The organism is Trichococcus sp. K1Tr (assembly GCF_028309625.1).
In the GTDB taxonomy this organism is placed as follows: Bacteria; Bacillota; Bacilli; order Lactobacillales; family Aerococcaceae; genus Trichococcus.
Map to the genome: position 1 here is coordinate 70,987 of NZ_JAQMHR010000009.1, position 18,461 is coordinate 89,447.

General features: G+C 47.5%; 16 protein-coding genes and 1 riboswitch. All 16 genes read right to left on the minus strand.

What is annotated here, in order from left to right; translation table 11 throughout:
• Positions 1-13 precede the first annotated feature (13 nt).
• Positions 14-592 carry an ECF transporter S component gene (locus PH235_RS12465; protein WP_086630042.1) on the minus strand — a complete coding sequence of 193 codons (579 nt, stop codon included), beginning with the start codon at positions 590-592 and terminating at the stop codon, positions 14-16.
• Between the two features lie 48 nt (positions 593-640).
• Complete coding sequence (tenA, locus tag PH235_RS12470; RefSeq protein ID WP_272162660.1) at positions 641-1,315, minus strand: thiaminase II; 675 nt, start codon at positions 1,313-1,315, stop codon at positions 641-643.
• A 147-nt stretch (positions 1,316-1,462) separates the two neighbouring features.
• Positions 1,463-1,589, minus strand: a riboswitch (TPP riboswitch).
• Positions 1,590-1,871: 282 nt separating this feature from the next.
• Complete coding sequence (locus PH235_RS12475) at positions 1,872-2,534, minus strand: transaldolase family protein (protein WP_272162661.1); 663 nt, start codon at positions 2,532-2,534, stop codon at positions 1,872-1,874.
• A gap of 6 nt (positions 2,535-2,540) precedes the next feature.
• Complete coding sequence (locus tag PH235_RS12480; protein WP_086630045.1) at positions 2,541-2,909, minus strand: PTS glucitol/sorbitol transporter subunit IIA; 369 nt, start codon at positions 2,907-2,909, stop codon at positions 2,541-2,543.
• Between the two features lie 31 nt (positions 2,910-2,940).
• Positions 2,941-3,948, minus strand: coding sequence for a PTS glucitol/sorbitol transporter subunit IIB (gene srlE, locus PH235_RS12485; RefSeq protein ID WP_272162662.1), 1,008 nt, complete (start codon positions 3,946-3,948; stop codon positions 2,941-2,943).
• A gap of 63 nt (positions 3,949-4,011) precedes the next feature.
• Complete coding sequence (gene srlA, locus PH235_RS12490; RefSeq protein ID WP_086986274.1) at positions 4,012-4,560, minus strand: PTS glucitol/sorbitol transporter subunit IIC; 549 nt, start codon at positions 4,558-4,560, stop codon at positions 4,012-4,014.
• Positions 4,561-4,600: 40 nt separating this feature from the next.
• Positions 4,601-5,053: a transcriptional regulator GutM gene (locus PH235_RS12495; RefSeq protein ID WP_272162663.1), complete on the minus strand. Its 453-nt coding sequence runs from the start codon at positions 5,051-5,053 to the stop codon at positions 4,601-4,603.
• Complete coding sequence (locus tag PH235_RS12500) at positions 5,054-6,934, minus strand: BglG family transcription antiterminator (RefSeq protein WP_272162664.1); 1,881 nt, start codon at positions 6,932-6,934, stop codon at positions 5,054-5,056.
• A gap of 15 nt (positions 6,935-6,949) precedes the next feature.
• A complete protein-coding gene (locus tag PH235_RS12505) occupies positions 6,950-7,753 on the minus strand; it encodes a sorbitol-6-phosphate dehydrogenase subunit (RefSeq protein ID WP_272162665.1) in 804 nt (267 codons plus the stop codon).
• Positions 7,754-8,135: 382 nt separating this feature from the next.
• Positions 8,136-9,944 (minus strand): glutamine--fructose-6-phosphate transaminase (isomerizing), encoded by a 1,809-nt coding sequence (gene glmS / locus PH235_RS12510; protein ID WP_272162666.1) that lies wholly within the window; start codon positions 9,942-9,944, stop codon positions 8,136-8,138.
• A 452-nt stretch (positions 9,945-10,396) separates the two neighbouring features.
• Complete coding sequence (locus PH235_RS12515; protein ID WP_272162667.1) at positions 10,397-11,545, minus strand: mannitol-1-phosphate 5-dehydrogenase; 1,149 nt, start codon at positions 11,543-11,545, stop codon at positions 10,397-10,399.
• A 12-nt stretch (positions 11,546-11,557) separates the two neighbouring features.
• Positions 11,558-11,995 (minus strand): PTS sugar transporter subunit IIA, encoded by a 438-nt coding sequence (locus PH235_RS12520; protein ID WP_086630053.1) that lies wholly within the window; start codon positions 11,993-11,995, stop codon positions 11,558-11,560.
• A gap of 16 nt (positions 11,996-12,011) precedes the next feature.
• Positions 12,012-13,751: a PTS mannitol transporter subunit IICBA gene (locus PH235_RS12525; protein WP_272162668.1), complete on the minus strand. Its 1,740-nt coding sequence runs from the start codon at positions 13,749-13,751 to the stop codon at positions 12,012-12,014.
• Between the two features lie 388 nt (positions 13,752-14,139).
• Positions 14,140-14,574: a PTS sugar transporter subunit IIA gene (locus tag PH235_RS12530; protein ID WP_272162669.1), complete on the minus strand. Its 435-nt coding sequence runs from the start codon at positions 14,572-14,574 to the stop codon at positions 14,140-14,142.
• A 20-nt stretch (positions 14,575-14,594) separates the two neighbouring features.
• On the minus strand, positions 14,595-16,628 hold the full coding sequence (locus PH235_RS12535) for a BglG family transcription antiterminator (RefSeq protein WP_272162670.1): 2,034 nt from the start codon (positions 16,626-16,628) through the stop codon (positions 14,595-14,597).
• Entirely contained in the window at positions 16,612-18,303 is a 1,692-nt protein-coding gene (locus tag PH235_RS12540; RefSeq protein WP_272162671.1) for a PTS transporter subunit EIIC, read from the minus strand. Before PH235_RS12540 ends, PH235_RS12535 begins: the two co-directional genes overlap by 17 nt.
• Positions 18,304-18,461: the final 158 nt, after the last annotated feature.

Genomic DNA, 18,461 nt, shown 5'->3' on the forward strand with positions numbered 1-18,461 from the left:
TCCGACATCCTCCTTAATCCATATCTGTAAAATCTTCACTCGTCAGCGGGCGGACAAGGTTCGTCACGCCAGTATCCTCCAGGACTTCCGCCAAGTAATAGGCCAGCACGCCGGCAAAGAAAATCGAGCCCGCGAATCGGGCAAGCAAGTAAAGCGCCAAGTTCCAAGGAGCCAGCTCAGCGATCTGCCCGTTCAAAGCATCCACCAAAAGCGAACCCACACAAGATGCCGAAGCTGCCAAAGCGGCAACCTTTAGGTCAAAACGTTTGTAGCGGAAAGCCATGAACACCAATTCCGCAAACAACCCTTGCACCACGCCGGAAAGCAAGACGGTCAGACCCCAAGGCGAACCCAAAAGGAATTCGCCTGAAGCTGCAGCGATTTCCGCCAATAGCGCCACACCCGGCTTGCGGATGATGAAATAGGCGACTGTGCCGGCGATGAACCACATGCCGTACAACAGCTGATCAAGATGCAGACCCAACGGCTGCACCGCGTAATAGACCGTTCCCCACAGGATGTAGACAATCCCGAAAGCGATGGCGATGACGATTGTCACCAAAATATCTGTAAGCTTCAATTCTTTTTTCATTTCGTTCTATCTCCTCTTTGTCTTTTATTTTGTGTTTGATGCTGTCTCTTATTGCTCCAACGGTACCGGCCACGTTTCCATGCGATAGGCCATTTCCCAAAATGCGTATTCGTACTGGCTGCTGATGATGAAATGCTCTTTCATCCTTTCGCGGTCGGCTTCGCTCACGGCTGCGGCAATCTTATCCAAATGCGCAATCTGTTCATCCACCCGGTCCTGAAAATCCTTCCCGCCATAAGTAGCGATCCATTCCTGATAGATCGGTTCTTCAGGTGCCGCACCAAGGAAGGCGTCCCCGATCTCGGCATAGAGCCAATAGCAAGGCAGAACAGCGGCGATGACATCGCCCAGATGACCGGCATGGCCGGCGCGGTAAAGATGGGAAGTGTAGGCATAGGTAGTGGGCGCGGGCTTGAAAAGCTCTTTTTCCTCCGCGGTGATGCCCAGCCTTTTCGAAAACTGTTCATGCAGGCCGATTTCGGCGCTGTACGTATGCTTCGCGAAATCGGCGAACTGGTTGGTCGTTTCGATGTCCGGTGCTTTGGCCGCGCCGAGAGCCAAAATTTTGGCGAAACGCGTCAGGTAATAGGAATCCTGCTGGATGTAAAAACGGAAATTCTCCAACGGCAAGCTGCCGTCCCCGATCCCTTTCACAAACGGATGCTCCATGCTGGCCGCCCAGATCGGTTCGACCGCTTGGCGGATTTGTGTTGAAAATGTCATTGCTTTCCCTCCATATGCTGTGAGCGCTCCGCCAGGATCCCGACTCGTCCGGACGGCCGCTCTTGATTTTTGCAAACAAAAAAACCACTCTCTTCCCAACGGAAAAAAGTGGTTGTATGTTCCTTATGCAATAGGGACTTACTTAGCCAAAAGAGGCTGCCACTTCCCTACGCTGGTACAAACCAGATCAGGTTCTAAGGGTCTCGAAGTCCTACTTCGATCTCAGCTTTTTGGCGGACAGTCATCCGCCGGTAAAGCACCCCTAGTGGTAAAAAGAATATTCAGTTCATTTGTTGTTGTTCCTATCGTATCATAATTTCCTCTGAAGTCAACTCGCCCTTAGACCAAATCGCCTTTTCTGTTTGGTTTGGTTTGGCGGGCAATCTTGTGTCGCCCTTGAACATTTCCCCCCGCCAAATAGGTTTTGGCGGGGAATCTCTGAGCATAAATTCGATTCCCATACAAAAGAGGCTGCATCAAATCCAGAAAATCCTTTTTCTGGTTCTGATACAGCCCCTTTTCTGTAAGTGAAATCCACACGATCAAGTTCGGTGGGTTACGCTCCGTATTTTCCGAACAGCGCTTGCCCATCCGCTTCAAAAACCTGCAGTGCCTGCAATGCCAAATCTTTGTTCAGCATACTATTCAGGACATCCGGAGGGATTGTGGCAGTGTGGGCGCCCGACTCCAAAGAATCGATGACTTGTTGGGAATTTTTGAAGCTCGCTGCCATAATTTTGGTTTTGTAGCCTCTGGCATCGATGAACGTCCGCATGGAACGGATCGCTTTGAATGGATCGATTGCATTGTTCAGCATCCTGTTCACATACGGTGCCAGATAATCGCATCCGGCTGCGGCGGCCAGGATCCCCTGGTCCGCAGAGTAGATCAGCGTACCGAGGATTGCTCTCTCCGGATCGTCCTCTTTCACTTTCTTGATTGTTTCCAATCCTGCTTGTGTAACGGGAATCTTTATCGAAAGTCGGTGATTTGCATCAAATGTCTTTATTGCTTCATAATCGGCAAACATTTCTTCAGAAGTCGTACCCAGCAATTGTACAAAAAGTTCCGTCGGCTCCAAAGCCAATAAATCTTGTAATTGTTTGAAGCGACTGCCGGAACCGCTCGACAAAATCGTCGGGTTGGTGGTGACTCCTTTCAGAAATCCGCTTTTCAAAAAACTTCCGATTGCTTTGATGTCGTTCGAATCTATGTACATAAGCGACTACCCCACAGTTTCAGTGATTTTGATGATGGTGCCTTCCGCGATTTCGTTCACTGTTTTGTTTTCAACATACAGCGAGCCTGCCAATTCAGCGACTGTTTCTCCGCTGAAGTTGATGGTGATGTGCCCCAAATCTCTGAGGTTTTTGTTGACCACATTACCTACGGCTGTGACGCGATAACTATCATCGCCGATAACCAACGCGTGTCCTAGTTGAATATCTTGCTCCAGTGCATTTTGTTCGATCAGGAAGCAATAAGGTCGCAATGCTTCCGGAGCATCGTCTCCGAACAATACCATCATATCCTCAGCTAAAAACTCCTTAGCGTTAGGTCCGATTTCTGTGACTACCGTTGAATAAATTGACATTTTTCTTCACCTTTTCCGATTTTTAGTTTTTTTAATACAATCCGAAGCTTGCTAACCAAGCAACGAATACGCGGGGCACACCGTTCAGGAATCGAGAATAAAGAACGGATGGTACGCCGACTTCTACTGTTTTAGCTTCTGCTTCCTGCAAGCCTAACCCGACTGGAATGAAATCGCAAGCATTTTGTGTGTTGATGGCGAATAAAGCCGGTAAAGCTAAGCTTGGTTCGATATTGCCTTTACCGATTTCAACACCGATCAATGTTCCGATAACTTGCGCGATTACAGCGCCAGGTCCCAATAGCGGAGAAAGGATTGGCAAGGAGCAGATGAAGCCGATGACCATCAATCCCCAGACATTGCCTGCCAATGGAATCATCAGTTTCGCAAACATATTGCCGATTCCGCTGCCTTGGATGATACCGATGAGCATCGCTACAAAGGCCATGAACGGGATGATTGTCTGCAAGACTGTCTGCACCGCTTCACGGGCTGATTGCAGCATGATAGCGATCCCTTTACCTGCAGCCAAACCGATTTTTGCTACTATGCTGCCTTTTTCTGCGTTTTGTTGCGTCAGTTTTTTGTCTGTAGTGTAAGCGACTTTCTCTTCTACTACTGGTTCTGCAACTGCTGCGCTTATTGTCTCAACAGTTGCTGTCTCGCCAGTGACTTGGATCTGATTCAAGCCAACATTTGAAACGTAAATGTCTTCGTTGATGTATTTAGCCAAAGGACCTGATTTGCCGGTGGCAACGACGTTGATTGTCGGGATGCCTTTTTGAGGATAAATGCCGCATCTCAATGTTCCGCCGCAGTCGATGATAGCCAATGCTGTTTCATCATCCGGAATGGATGTTTTGAATCCATTTACGGCTTCCATCCCTGTAAGTTCAGCGATTCTGTCGACGATGGCAGGTTTTTCTCCGCCGCCTACGATGTAGATGAATTTATGTTTTTGCTCTGTTGGTGTGATGATCAGTGGTCCGCCCCAGCCGCCGGAACCTTTTTCGACTTTGATGCTGTTATATTTTGTCATAATGAATACCCCTCTCGTTCATACGCATTCTATTTGTTTTATGCAACATCTTCTTGATCGTTATTATTGAACTTTCGCTGTTTTGCTCAATTGAATGCCCGTCTTTTTGCAGACATAAGCAGTTGTGAAGTCGGTTACATATGCGCCTACAGCATTCATCACAAGCCCGACAAGCAGATAACGGATAGCCAGCGGTGTGGTGCTCAAGCCTAACGTTTCAACACCTGAAGCGATTCCCAGGAATACGAACAATTCACCTGCATTGATATGCGGGAAAAGGCCGTTACTCGTGTGGTTGTATTGTGCAAGTGCCGCATAGAAACTTGGCTTGTAGAATTCTGGCAAAAATCTTCCTAAGGTGAATGATGCGGGATTCCCCAACATGAAGGCTGCCAAGAAAGGTAAGATACAGTTTCTGACCAAGGAATATTTAGAGAAGCGTTGTGCGAGGCCATTGATTTTTTCCTCACCGATCAGCTTGATTACTACGTTCATGAATACCATCAGCATCAATACGATTGGGACGATGCCGGTCATCCAGCTCATAAATGTATTTGCACCTAATTGAAATAATCCGATAAAGCTTTCTGCACCTTTAACTAGAAAGTCCATATTTAACACTCCTTATTTTATGTATTATTTCTGACACGATTTACCCGAACTTAATGTTTGTAATTTTTTTGGTCAATTCCTTAAATGGGGATTCCTTCTCCGGAATGATTTCTCCGTTTATGAACATCCGGTAATTAGTGACCGCATTCATGATGGTTTTGCGGGTGATCTTGATTTCAGCCAGCACATCCGGATCTTCTGCCTTGATGGCTTCGATCAGTCTGCCGTTGAAATTGTTGTATGGTTTGAACCTGGCCAAGATTGTGGTCCCCTGAAGCTTTTTGCCTCTGACGATGACGCCTTCCTCATCCAGTTGGAACATGATGATCGTTCCGGAAGTCAGCTTCCCTGCCCGTTTGCCTATCGCAACTCTGCCGTCCGCCTTCAATTCGTTGTATTCATTGCCGAAATGTCTGATCTGAAAAAACCCCAGTGCGCTTTGGATCAAAAAAGCGCCGACAACCAGAATACCCAATGCAAGCATATTATTCATCTATTTCGTACCTCTTTTCTCCAGCATCTCAATAAGTCCTTGTGCATCATCCACTTTTTTCAGATCATTGATCAGAGTGGGATCATTGATGACCTTAAAGACAAAATCATATACCTGCATCAAAATTCTTTCTTGCTGCTCAGAAATTTTCTCGGGTGTCACTAGAAATAACATCAAGGAAAACGCATCGTTGCGGTTGGCCATCGTGATGTTCCCCAGGACAAACACCAACTTGTTGATGTTAGGGTCGGTCAAATGGGGGAAAGCTACCTTGTTTTCATAAATCATTGTGTGTCTTTCTTCTTTTTCCACGAACCGGTCCAGAATATCCTCGGACAAGCGATATCTTCTGGAAAGGTAGGACATGATCTCTTCCACGTAATCAAAGTAACCCATTTGACCTTTTAGATTGACGAGGTGATAACTGATGTCCTCGTTTGTCAGGTATTTGATGTTGTATTGATCTTTTTCCACGGCATAGATCTTTTGGGCCAAATCGTCCGGGCTGACCAATCTGTCGATCTTGATGACAGGGACTTCGGTGTCCACGGAAATCTCTTCGGTTGTGAAAAGCAGCCGGAACCGCTTCAATTTTTCTTTCGGCAGGCTGTCGGTATTGATGTGGACGATATTCATCTCACTTCCGACGATCTCTTTGATCTGCCTGCAGATCAGCTCAAAACTCCCTCTTCCAAGGTTGGTGATGATGCCGACATCCCTTGTGCTTTTGCCTTTGGAATCGTTCGCTTGCCTTTCATCCAGCATCAGTGCGTAATAGACAGCCAGATAGCTGATATCGTCCGCGCTGGCGCTCAATTGGTACAAGCGGTTCAGTTCCGACAGCGAAATCTTCGCCAGCTCGAAGGCCAAAGGATATTTGAGTTTGATCTGTTCCAGATACAGGTCCGTATTCGGAATCCGGAAGACGAGCCTGTTTATCAAGAAAAGCAGATGGTATTTGACTTTGTCGAAGAAGGCTTCTTCATCGATCTCGATCATGACCTGATCGCGTACCGTCTTCAGCATGCTGGAAACGACTTGTCTCAATACCTCTTCGTTTTCGGCGTTTTCTGTTCCTTTTACGTAGGCCGAATTCCTCGTGTTGATCGGGAAGGCTAGAAAAGCAATTTCATGGTCATTCAACACAACCGCAAATTTCTTCTGCAGCAGTTGGGTATAGGCGATGATGTTCGCTGAATCCGCCTCGAAGTTTTTGTACATCGGAATTTCGGAATCTATCGTATGCTCATGCGACACCCGGTGAACGCTTACAGCCAGCGCCTTATAAAGCAGTTCTTTCGCCTGCTCATCCAGCTTGTAGGCTTGGCTGAGTCCGTCAAGCGCAGCCTGGATTTCTTGGTCCGGCAGAAAGGTCATCTGCAGCAACTCGAAGACTTCATAGATCAGGACCAAGCGGGTGCCGAATTCACTGCACTGGAAGGTGATGCCTTTGTTCGGGATTCCGACGACTTTCGCGTTGTATTTCTCCAAAAGCTGCTTCAGCTTTTTGAGGTCGTTGTTCACCGTGCTCCTGCTTACGCTCATTTCTTCGGAGAGGTCTCCGATATTCAGGTACTCCTCTGTGCATATCAAGCGGTACAACAGATACGCGATCCTGCATTCTACCTTATTGAAGTCCTGATGGATATTGTAATGAAGTGTGTTGAATATGTTCGCCCCCTCCTTTCTGACGATGGCTAATTGCGATTCATCCGTGTGCCGGATTGTTAAGAACCCCTTGTAGACATCGTTCAATTCCGAAATGATCGTTTTGATCTGGTATTTGTTTTTTCCCGACGCTTCCTCGAGACTTTGAAGATCCGTTTCTTTATTTGAAAGTAAACTTCTCAGCAAAACTTCTCTATCACTTGCCGTTGACATGTTAATGCCCCCATACTATCCTCTAGATTTCCCGCCTGTAATGTTGATTGTTGTACCAGTGATATAAGCGGATTTATTGGAAGATAAGAATGCCACCAAGTAGCCGATTTCATCCAATTTTCCGACGCGTCCCAATGGAATGCTCTTTTCATACCCTGTATCCAACTGATCAACCGGTATGTTTCTTGTGTAAGCCAAAGCTTCATTGTAGGCAGGAGTTGTCAATCCTGTTTTTTCGTTGATCCCCGGTGCGACACCGACGACTTTGATGCCAAATTTACCCAGTTCTTTTGCCCATGAACGCGTATAAGAATTCGTAGCGCCTTTTGTTGCTGAATAGATGCTTTGACCGACCGAACCTTCCATGCCGGACTCGGAAGAGATGTTGATGATCGTGCCTTCCACTTTGTTCTTCAGCATGTTTCTGACGACGGCTTGTGTAGTGAATACCATTCCTTTTTGATTGACTGCTGTCATTTTGTCGAATGAGGCTTCATCGATTTCGTAGTTTCTTTCATCACTGTAGACATCCACCAATAGACGCGGCAAGTTCATACCTGCATTATTGACCAAAACATCGATTTTGCCAAATTTCTCAACAGCTTTTTCGACCATTGCCTCGATGCTCTCGATGGAAGTCACATCTGTCTTCACATTCAGTTTACCATAAACATTTGTTCCCGTTTCAACACTCAAATCCGCCACAACGACGTTTGCGCCTTGTTGTTTCAAGTGATCCGCGATGTGTAAGCCGATGCCTGAATTGCCTCCTGTAACGATAACCGTTTTTCCGTCTAATTCCAACCAGTTGTTTGCCATAATGTTTTGTATCCCCTTTCAATCTCTATAGTCCAGAGTATAGACCAAATAAAAAATAAATTAATACAGACCTCGGACCGGAAAAGGTGTCCAATTTTTGAACTAATTCAATTGCTGGAATTTAGAGGGATGGGATAAAAATCATATTTGATGGTCTGATTCCTGGAAAAGCGCGCCACGAATGGGAAAAACTGATTTTTTACGCCTGCAGTTTCCAGAGCAGCAAAACTTTTTCAAGTGAAAAAAGCGAATTAGTGCAATCATTGCTTCACTGCAGTGCTATTATCTTTGAACTAATCGGACCTATTCAAACGCAAAAAAACATCCTTTCACTTATTAAATAATAAGCGAAAGGATGTTATAAGTATGCATTTAATTAAAATTACTCAACCGTAACGGATTTAGCCAAGTTTCTTGGCTTGTCGACGTCATAGCCACGGTGAAGCGTTGCGTAGTAAGCCATCAATTGTGTCGGAACGACTGTCATCAGTGGCGCTAGCGCTGGGTGAACAGCCGGCAAGATGATTTGGTCGTTTTCGTTGGCCAAACCTTTCATTGCAAATACACAAGTGTTTGCGCCGCGTGAACGCACCTCTTCAATGTTTCCGCGGGTATGGCTTGCCATGTCTGCTTGGGTAATGATAGCCAATACCGGTGTTCCTTCTTCGATCAAGGCGATTGTGCCGTGCTTCAATTCTCCGGCAGCAAAACCTTCTGTTTGGATATAAGAAATTTCTTTCAGTTTCAATGCAGCTTCCATCGATACGAAGTAATCCAAACCGCGGCCGATGTAGAAAGCATTGCGGGTGTTCGGCAAGTAGATGTCAGCCAACTCAGCGATGCGCTCTTTGTCATCGATGATTGATTCCATCGCATTTGCGACGATCCCTAATTCATGGACCATGTCGATTCCCATATCATGACCCGTTCTCGCGCCTAACGCATCCGACAAGACAGCCAAGACAGCGATTTGCGCCGTGTAAGCTTTCGTTGAAGCGACTGCGATTTCAGGACCTGCATGCAACAGCAACGTGTAGTCCGCTTCACGCGACAAGGTCGAACCAGCCACGTTTGTGATCGTCAAAGCTGGGTATCCCCATTCTTTTACTTTCACCAATACTTGGCGGCTATCCGCAGTCTCCCCACTTTGGGTAAGGAAGATAAAGAACGGATTGCCTTTCAATAGTGGTGGGTTGTAGGAAAATTCGCTGGCGACATGCACTTCTGTCGGTATCTGTGCAATTTTTTCCAGATAATGTTTTCCTACCCAACCGGAATGGTAGCTCGTTCCGCAAGCCACGATATGGATGCGGTCAGCTTCCAACATAGCAGTAGTCAATTCTTCAGGAACAGTCAGGCGACCTTCTGCATTTTGGTATTTTTGGATGATGTTACGCATAACAGCAGGTTGCTCATCGATTTCTTTCAACATGTAGTAAGGGTATGTCCCTTTTTCCAGGTCGCTGGCATCGATTTCGGCCGTATAGGGATTACGTGTTACGGTTTTTCCGTCCAATTTTTCGATTGTGACGCCATCAGCCGTCAATGTGATCATTTCGCCGTCGTGGATTTCCACATATTGGTTCGTGATCTGAACAGTAGCCATCGCATCGCTGGCAACGACGTTGAAGTCATCACCCAAACCGATCAACATTGGGCTTTTGTTTTTGGCTGCGTAAAAGACATCCGGTGCTTGTGCATCCACTAAAGCGAAAGCGTAAGAGCCTCTTACGATCGACAAAGCGCGGCGCAAAGCCTCTTTTCCGTTCAGGTTTTCTTCGGCAGCGATTTTCCCGATTAGCTGCACAACGATTTCTGTGTCTGTTTGGCTGACGAAAGTGACATCCTGCAAATACTCATCTTTGATTTCTTTGAAGTTTTCAATGACCCCATTATGGACCAATGTGAAACGTCCATCCGCAGATTGGTGCGGGTGTGCATTCTCTGCGCTCGGCACGCCATGCGTTGCCCATCTTGTGTGTCCGATGCCTACATGCGCCTCGACCTGTCTGTCGACGATTGCACGCAAATCCGCGATGCGGCCTTTTTCCTTGAATACATGACCTTGGTTTTCAGCGTCTACGACAAAAATACCGGCTGAATCATAACCACGGTATTCCAATTTTTCTAATCCATGCAACAATACCTCTTGTACATTGCCTTTTCCTACATATCCAACTATTCCACACATAAGCGTAAAAATCCCCTTTATTATCTCGATTTTTTCTGGGTGTGGGGATTGATCTCTGTAAGACCGTTTCGGGCTCTGCAGCCGCATAAGGGTCTTTTTTGCCTCAATCCTGTAGACTACACTTGCCTTGGGTCATCCGCCGAATCCTTCGATAAACCCAATCCTCGTCACTTCAGGGCCAATGTTCCTGTGCTCCCTGAAGTCTGGCGCTATCCATTTGCTTCTTCCTCTATCCTCCTAGCTTTATATTTTCCAGAATATATGCATTTTATCCTACAAACAGTGACCTTGTCAAAGCGTTTTTGGTCCGGTTTCACTTGTAACGCTGGTTTGGAGAGCTATTTAAGAAAAACTTATACTCGTTGTGCCGTTTGATTTCATCAAGATGCATCAAATGGTCACTTGACCGGCACAACGGGCATAGTTGAAAGTTGCTGATAGAACTGCGGTGATCAAGCCACCTTATACGCGTACTTCTCGACGTTCTGTTTGATGCTGCCCAAGATTTTTTGATTGTCTATCCCGGTTACTTCCGAAATGATTTTATCCAAGCCTTTTTGCAGGATCATTTCCTTCAGTTCTTGGCATTGTTCATCTTCCGGGTCGAAATAATTGAAGACCATGCCGATCGTTTCCAGCAAGTGGAAAGGCATCTCATCGATTTGGGTCAATTCAACCATCGGACGGATGAAGCGCTCATGATTGCCCAATTTTCTTAAAGGCGTACGCGCCACACGGGAGATAGCATCGGAAATATATTTGTTTTGGAAGCGACCGATGATTTTCTCAATATATTTCTCGTGTTCCGCCGCATCGAATCCCCATTTAGCGATCAGCAATTTGCCGGTTTCATGCAAGACGGAGCGCAATTGGATGACGACCAGATGATCTTGCATCGCTTCATCGATGGTTTCATAGCCCTGCAGAGCGCCTGTATAGGCTACCGTAGCGTGCCCTGTATTGACGCTGAACAGTTTGCGTTCGATATAAGGCTCCAGATCGTTCACATAGGTAACGCCTTCCAGACGGATCGAGCTTTTGCAGGCAGTCCCTTGTACGACCCACTCGCTGAATGGCTCCACTTGTACAAAGAGCGGATCCGCATGTTGCTGCATCGGCACGATCCGGTCCACCGCCGCATCGGGAAATCCTACGTATTGGTCAAGGTATGCCGTATCCGTGCAATGTTTCTTGACTTCCTCAGCCAGGAAAGTCGAGCCGCCAATCATGTTTTCGCAGGCGATGATGTCGATGGGCTGCTGGATGTTCCGGGCTGCACGCGCCTCGATCCCTTCTGCGATCAATTGCGCGATTCTAGGCAAAATATTCGGACCGATGGCAGTCGTGAGGAGATCCGCTTCTACGATCGCTTCAACGACTTTGTCTGCTTCCTTGGCATTGTTCAGGCCTGTGACGTTCTGGATTTGGATCTGTTCGCGTGACTCGTCCGCCAATTCGATCGTATAGTTGCCTCGCGATTTCAAGGCTTCGATGATTGTATCGTTCACATCCACAAAAGTGATTGCGTACCCGTTGTGATTCAAAATTTCCCCGATAAAGCCGCGGCCGATATTTCCGGCACCAAAATGTACTGCTTTCATTTTCATCTCTCCCTATGCAATGGCTAAGCTGCCAGTGATTTCATCTTTTGTCAAAGCGTCTGCCAAAGTCACGACGTTATCCACGTCGCTGCAATACAGCGCAATTTTTTGGATCAACTGCAGGTGGTCGTCGCCGACCCCTGCGATGCCGAACAGCACGGTCGCCAATTTTTCTTCCTGCTCGTCGCCGAAATCAACGCCGTCAGGCACTTGTACAACGCAGATGCCTGATTTTTTCACGTGGTCCTTGGCAGCATCGGTGCCATGGGGAATCGCGATGAAATTCCCCATATACACTGACAACATCCGATCCCGTTGCACCATGGCCTCCACATAATCCGTATCCACACAGCCTGCTTCCACTAATTTTTGGCCGCAAAAACGGATGGCTTCTTCTTTTGAAGCAAAAGCTTTATTCAAAACGATCATTTCTGTATCTAAATTATTCATTTTAATCTTCCTCTCCTTAAGCGATTTGCTTCAAGTTGGCTACGACGCTCTCATATTTAGGCGTAGTGATCAGACTGTCGACTGACAGATGGACGGCTGCAGGAACTTTTTGCTTTGCCGCTTGCGTCAGACTGTTTTTGCTGATGACCAACGTTTGCGGTGTTGCTTCAAGCTCGTTGATATGCACTTTTCTTAAAGGTATATCCAGCGCTTCCCTCTCCAAAATCCGTTCCACTACTTTTTGTCCCATCGTGGCGGAGCCTTTGCGGTCATCATGGACCAAGACGATTTCGTTGATGTTCGCCAAGTCAAAGTCCAGGACCGGCGCTGGTTTTGCAACGACTGTTTCTTTCAGGTCGGTGCCGGACAATGTGGCCACGATTTCATCGTATTTTGGCGAATTCAGGAAATTCTCAATCGCCACAAAAGTTGCATTCGGTGCTTTCTGTTGGGCCCGATTCTTCAGTTCTTCCTGGGTTACGATCAACGTGTTGGCTGCATCCGTCAGATTATTGATGGCGCGGTTGGTGACGTCTTGCGTTAACCCGGCTGCATTGATTTTTTTGCGTAGGATGGAAGCACCCATTGCGCTCGATCCCATCCCTGCGTCGCAAGCAAAAATGATGTGTTGGATCCCAGTCAGGCTTGTTTGTCCTGCTAAGCCTTTTGCGCTTAATTTTGCCACTTGGGTCGCTTTGACGCTTTCTTCAAACGTGTCGACTGCTTCTTTGGAGTCTGCCTTCAAAATGACTGCTGCTACCGCAAAAGATGCTGCTGCACCGGCGACAACCCCCAAAATGACTGGCAAGTAAGAGCCCATCGGCGTCATAGCCAAAATCGCGATGATCGAACCTGGTGAAGCAGGAGCCCGCAAACCAGCGCCTAAAAGTTGGAAAACAAAGCTTCCGGAAACACCGCCCGAGATGACTGCCAGGAATAATAACGGTTTCATCATGACGTAAGGGAAATAGATTTCATGGATACCACCCAAGAAGTGGATGATCATCGCGCCCGGCGCTGTCGATTTCGCTGAGCCTTTTCCGAATAGGGTGAAAGCCAACAGCACGCCCAAACCAGGACCAGGATTTGCTTCAAGCAAGAAGAGGATCGAACGGCCAGTCTCGCTGACTTGTTCCGTTCCTAACGGTGTCAAAATCCCGTGATTGATTGCATTGTTCAGGAAAAGAATTTTTGCTGGTTCGATGAAGATATTCGTTAAAGGAATCAATTGTGCGTTCAGGATCGTTTCAACCCCAGCTGCCATTGCTTGTGTCAAACGGTCAACCACTGGGCCGATTGCCTGAAACCCTACAAGTGCCAAAGCGAACCCGATCAAGCCTGCCGAGAAATTGTTGACGAGCATTTCAAAACCTGTCTTGATTTTGCTCTGGAAAATCGCATCAAATTTCTTGATCGTGAAACCGCCCAACGGTCCCATGATCATGGCGCCCATGATCATCGGAATTTCTGTCCCTACGATCACACCCATTGTGGCGATGGCGCCGACTACCGCACCGCGTTCGCCTGCGATCACTTTACCTCCTGTATAACCGACCAACAGAGGGATTAAATACGTTAGCATCGGGCCGACCATCGAAGCGAAGGATTCATTCGGCAAATACCCATCCGGGATAAATAATGCCGTTAAAACTCCCCAGGCGATCAGCGCCCCTATATTCGGCATCACCATGCTTGAGAGCGTACTGCCTAACTTTTGAACCTTTGCCTTCAGCGAGGCTTGTTGTGTCTGTTCCATCTTTTGTTTCTCCCTTCAAACTGTTTCTTTTGATGTCTTTATTGTATGCGCTTCCCTTTCTGGTTTATAGTCGTGCTTTGGCACGTTTATTTGTGCCAGGTCTTGATTCGCGTATTGGGAGCGCCGGCACCGAAATCTGTTTCACTCTTCTCCGGGGAACGGAGGCTTCGCCGGAGTTCGGCCCACATTCTGCTTGTGATCTCCGATAAGCATAGCTTCATCGAAGTTAAGTAGGGTTATTACCGGCAATCTCCGGTTAACGTACTCTTTACCGGAGCTGTGCCCTCATTCCTTCGCGCTCCTCCGGTTAGCAGGCGCAAAAAAAGCAAGCAACATTCCACCGGGTGGGATGCTGCTTGCTTTTTGCACTTATTTTGACTTGTACCTGCTAGCTGTTTTGGAGAATGGTTTGGACCGCCCGCAGATCTTTGGCATCGCTCAACGCCATCACGTTTTCGATATCCGAGCAGAAAAAAGCGATGTCCTGCAAAGCTTCCAATTGTTTTTCCTTGAGGGCCACCACAAAAAGAATGGTTGCGATTTGCGGTTCCTTGTCACTGCCGAAGTTGACGCCGTCAGGCACCTGAATCAAGCAGATGCCTTCTTCTTCAATATAGGGCTTTGCCTCGCTGTCCCCGTGAGGCAAAGCGACAAAATTACCGACATAGACACTCACTTTACGGTGGCGCGCCAGCATCGATTGGATGTATGGCTGGGACACCAAACCTTGCACCACCAGAAATTCCCCGGCGGCGATGATCGCCGCTTCGGCTGTGCTGTAGGTTTTATCCAACAGAATATGCTCATCTTTGATCGTAATCATACGGACTCCTCACTTCTTTTTTACTTTTTGACTTCCTCGATCAGGAGCGCCGACAAAAGTTGGTAGATGATCGCTTCGTTGCCGGAATTGAAAATCTCCATCCCCAGATCGTTCATGATGATCGCTCCACTGATTTTCCCAAGCATCTTAGCGACATTCTCTTCGATCGGGTCAGGGGCCAGCATGACCAGCATCCGCGTCAAGGTCATCGTCTCTTTGTCCATACCGACTATTTCCAAGGGCGTCTGCAGATCAAAGACACAAAAACAAGGCTGCAGGACAGCGGCGTGGGAGGCATGGAACAAAGCAAAATGGGTATTTGGGATCCCAATCGGCGCTTGCTGATAGCGGTTCATCAATTTATCCCGGACTTTTGCCGGGTCCGCAACGATTTCCGAGGAAATGTGTTTCACGGCCAAAGCGACGGTTTCGGAAATGCTGGCGCTGTTTTCCAACGTCTTGACGAAGAAGTGCTTCAGCAACTGGTTGATTTCATCGATGAACGTCATGACTTCCTGATAGTCATCATTTTCGGGCAGGCTCGGTTTCGCCGCGGGTTGAACATGCCGCTTCGTATGATCGATTGCACGGAACGCTTCTTTGAGTTGCTTGATTTCGTCCTCCAAAAGCAACGGGGAAATCAGTAAGTATTTCCCGCTGTACCCCGGCAACAATGAAGTGGAGATGGTCAAATCAAACTTCTCTTCCAGATTCAGTTTTCCGAGGTCGGCTATGCGGAAAAAGACGATCTCATTGATGAACGGAAAATGTTTCCGCAAGCGCATTTCCAGCATCCGCGTCGAGGCCAAGCCGCTCGGGGAAATGCCGGCGATATCCACCGCGATGACTTTCGGGCTGCGTTCGAGGGAATTGGCAAAATGCAGCACCATATAGGCGATCTCCTCTTCGGAGAATTCCTGCTGCGGGAACACCTTCGGCAAGGCCTTGCTGATCGCACCCGCAACTTCCGAATATTGGCCCATGATCCGCTCCAGAATGGGATTGTTGAGGTTCCCTTGATTCAGGATGGCGCGGCTCAACGCCGCGGAAAGGTGCGTCAAGAGCATTTTGTAGAGATTGCTGTCCTCAAAGAAATTGACTTCGGCATCCTGGCTGACGTTTTCAATCAATTGCTTCACTTGATAAGCCAAGCGCGTATCGAAGCTTTCGTTAAAAAAATCGTTGTCCAAGTCACTGAAGAAATCGCCCAACAGGTTAGCGAAGAAAACGACTTCGCTGACCGCGTACAATTGCTTCGTGTGTGCTGCGATTTTGGCAAAAATTTGCTTCGCCAAATCCAAAAGCTCCTTATTGATTTGTCCCGCATAGGAATCTTCCACCAGTTGGCGGCCTCGCGGAACGCGATCCATGGAAATCGTCAGCATCAAAATCAAAAACTCCAGTTTCCGATCACTCAAGTCGGAAAAGCGGGGCTCGACGATTTCCCGCACCAATTTTTGAGCAAAAAGCAGCTGCTCCTGGTTGACAAACTGCATAAAGAAACTTTCTTTATCCTCCAATTCCGAAAAGTGGAAGAAGTGGTACTCGTTGATTTCGATTCCCAGAATATTGGCCAGCAGGAGCCGGCGATACTTTTCGCTGCCGGCAAGTTCATAGCCGCGGTTTCTCGTGATCGTCAAGGGCAGCCGCGCCAAGCGCAGCTCCAGCTGTTTGATGTCGGCAAAAAATGTTGTGTTGCTGATCAAGTATTCATCCAGGAATGTCTGCATGCTGATCGGCTCGTCGCTGTTCAACAGCTGCAGCAAAATGGCATGTTGGCGTTCCGTGGCGGATAATTCGGAAGGCTCATCCTCAGACACAATGGATAGGATTTTTACTTTTGCGGCATCCTCCGCAATCAAGCGGAAACGGCCCCGGCTCTCTTTCTCCAGCTTTGCGCCGATGGATTCCAAAGAAAGCTCGAGATTTGCCAACTCGCGGTAAACCGTACGCTTGCTGACTTTCAGCAGGCTCATCAAGCGTTCCACGGTAACCGGCGAGGCGGAATGCAGCAATTCTTTTAAAATGATGGTCTCTCTAGGAGTTAGAAACATCTGACAAATCTCCCCTTAATAGTTTCTCGTATTTGTTCGTTGCGATAAGATGCCCGACGACCAGCAGCGGACACTCCGGCAGGACATTCTCAGCTGCAAAAGCTTCAGTGACGATATACAGATTCCTTTGATCCGCAATCAGCTGTTCCAATGGCTGCTTTTCGATGTCGACCCTGATATTATGCTTTTCCGCTAAGTTCCGGAACGCTTGCACCGCCATCGTCTGCGAACCCCGCACACCATCCGCATACAAAAAGACGACTTTTTGATAAGGAAGTGTCTCTCCTAGTGCTTCCGGGATCCCTTTTATTTCTTGTTCATCGGTCAGCAGGGCCACAACTCTCGCATACTCTTCCTGGTCCAAAAAATTTCCGATTGTGACAAGTTGTGCGTGAGGGGCTTGGATTTCGGCCAAATGCTTCAACTCATTCTGGGTGATAAGCAAAAGGTGGGGATCATCGTTCACGTGGTAAATGGAAGTGTAGTCCACCGGTATCGAAATTCCGCTCTCCTTCAATTGCTGCCGCATCAGGCTGGCTCCCATGGCACTTGAACCCATACCCGCATCGCATGCGAATAAAATTTTCCGAATTTCCGTCACTTTCGTCACCTTTTCTGAAATTTCTTTTTTTGTCTGGTCTTTCCTGATCACGAAGGCAGCGATCAAAAAACTTACCAGTGTGCTTCCTGCAATGCCGCCAACAACTCCCAGCAGCATCTCTTGCGGCGTATTCGCCAAAATCATCACGATCGATCCAGGGGAAGCCGGAACTTTCAGCCCCACTTGAAACATTTCGAAAATCAAAGTGCCGCTCATACCGCCCAAAATGACGGCTGCAAACAACAGCGGATTCAATAAAACAAATGGAAAATAGATCTCATGGATTCCGCCAAACAGATGGATCATAAAAGCACCACTTGCTGTGGCCCTCAAATCCTTTCGGCTGAACAAGATGAAGGCCAACAGAACCCCCAACCCCGGCCCGGGGTTGGTTTCGATCAAAAACAAAATTGATGTTCCCGCATCCCCCGCCTGTTCAATCCCCAGCGGCGTCAAGATACCGTGGTTGAGTGTATTATTCAAGAACAAAACCTTCAACGGCTCTATAAAAAGGTTGGTGAACAACAGCAGATTCCGCTGGATCAGCCATCCGACAAACAGACCCACTTGCTGCGTGACGCTCGCAATGAAAGGACCGATGAGAACAAGACTCAAATAGCCGAACAGCATACCGATGATTCCCGCCGAAAAATTACGGACCAACATCTCGTAACCCGCTTTGACTTTAGGCAAAAGATATTTATCGAACAGAAAAACGGTCCAGCCAATCAACGGTCCGATTACCATGGCACCCAGAATTTGCGGGTCTTCTGAGTCCACGAGCATACCGATCACCGCAATGGCCGCCACTACCCCGGCACGTTTCTCAATCAATCGTCCCCCGGTATAAGCGATCAGCACTGGGAGGAGAAATTGAATCATAAGGTGATCCATTTCAAGAAAAGAATCTTGGAGCGGCCCCTGAAGATATTGAATAAGCGTCGTAATGATCCCCCATGTGATGAAGACACCCACGTTCGGCATGATCATTCCGCTAAGGTAATGGCCAATTCTCCTTATTTTAGGCAATTCCAAAAGATCTTCCTGTGCATAGGATCGTTTTGATTTTATCATGATCGCACCTCCCTATCATTAACCTGCCAACCTCGCATCACATTGGTTTCGCTTACATTATAACCATAAACTTAAGATTGTGTATATTTGCAATTATTGTTCTAAATGACCGCTCCAAACGACTCATTGAGTCTACTGTCCATCGCCAACCGCTAAAT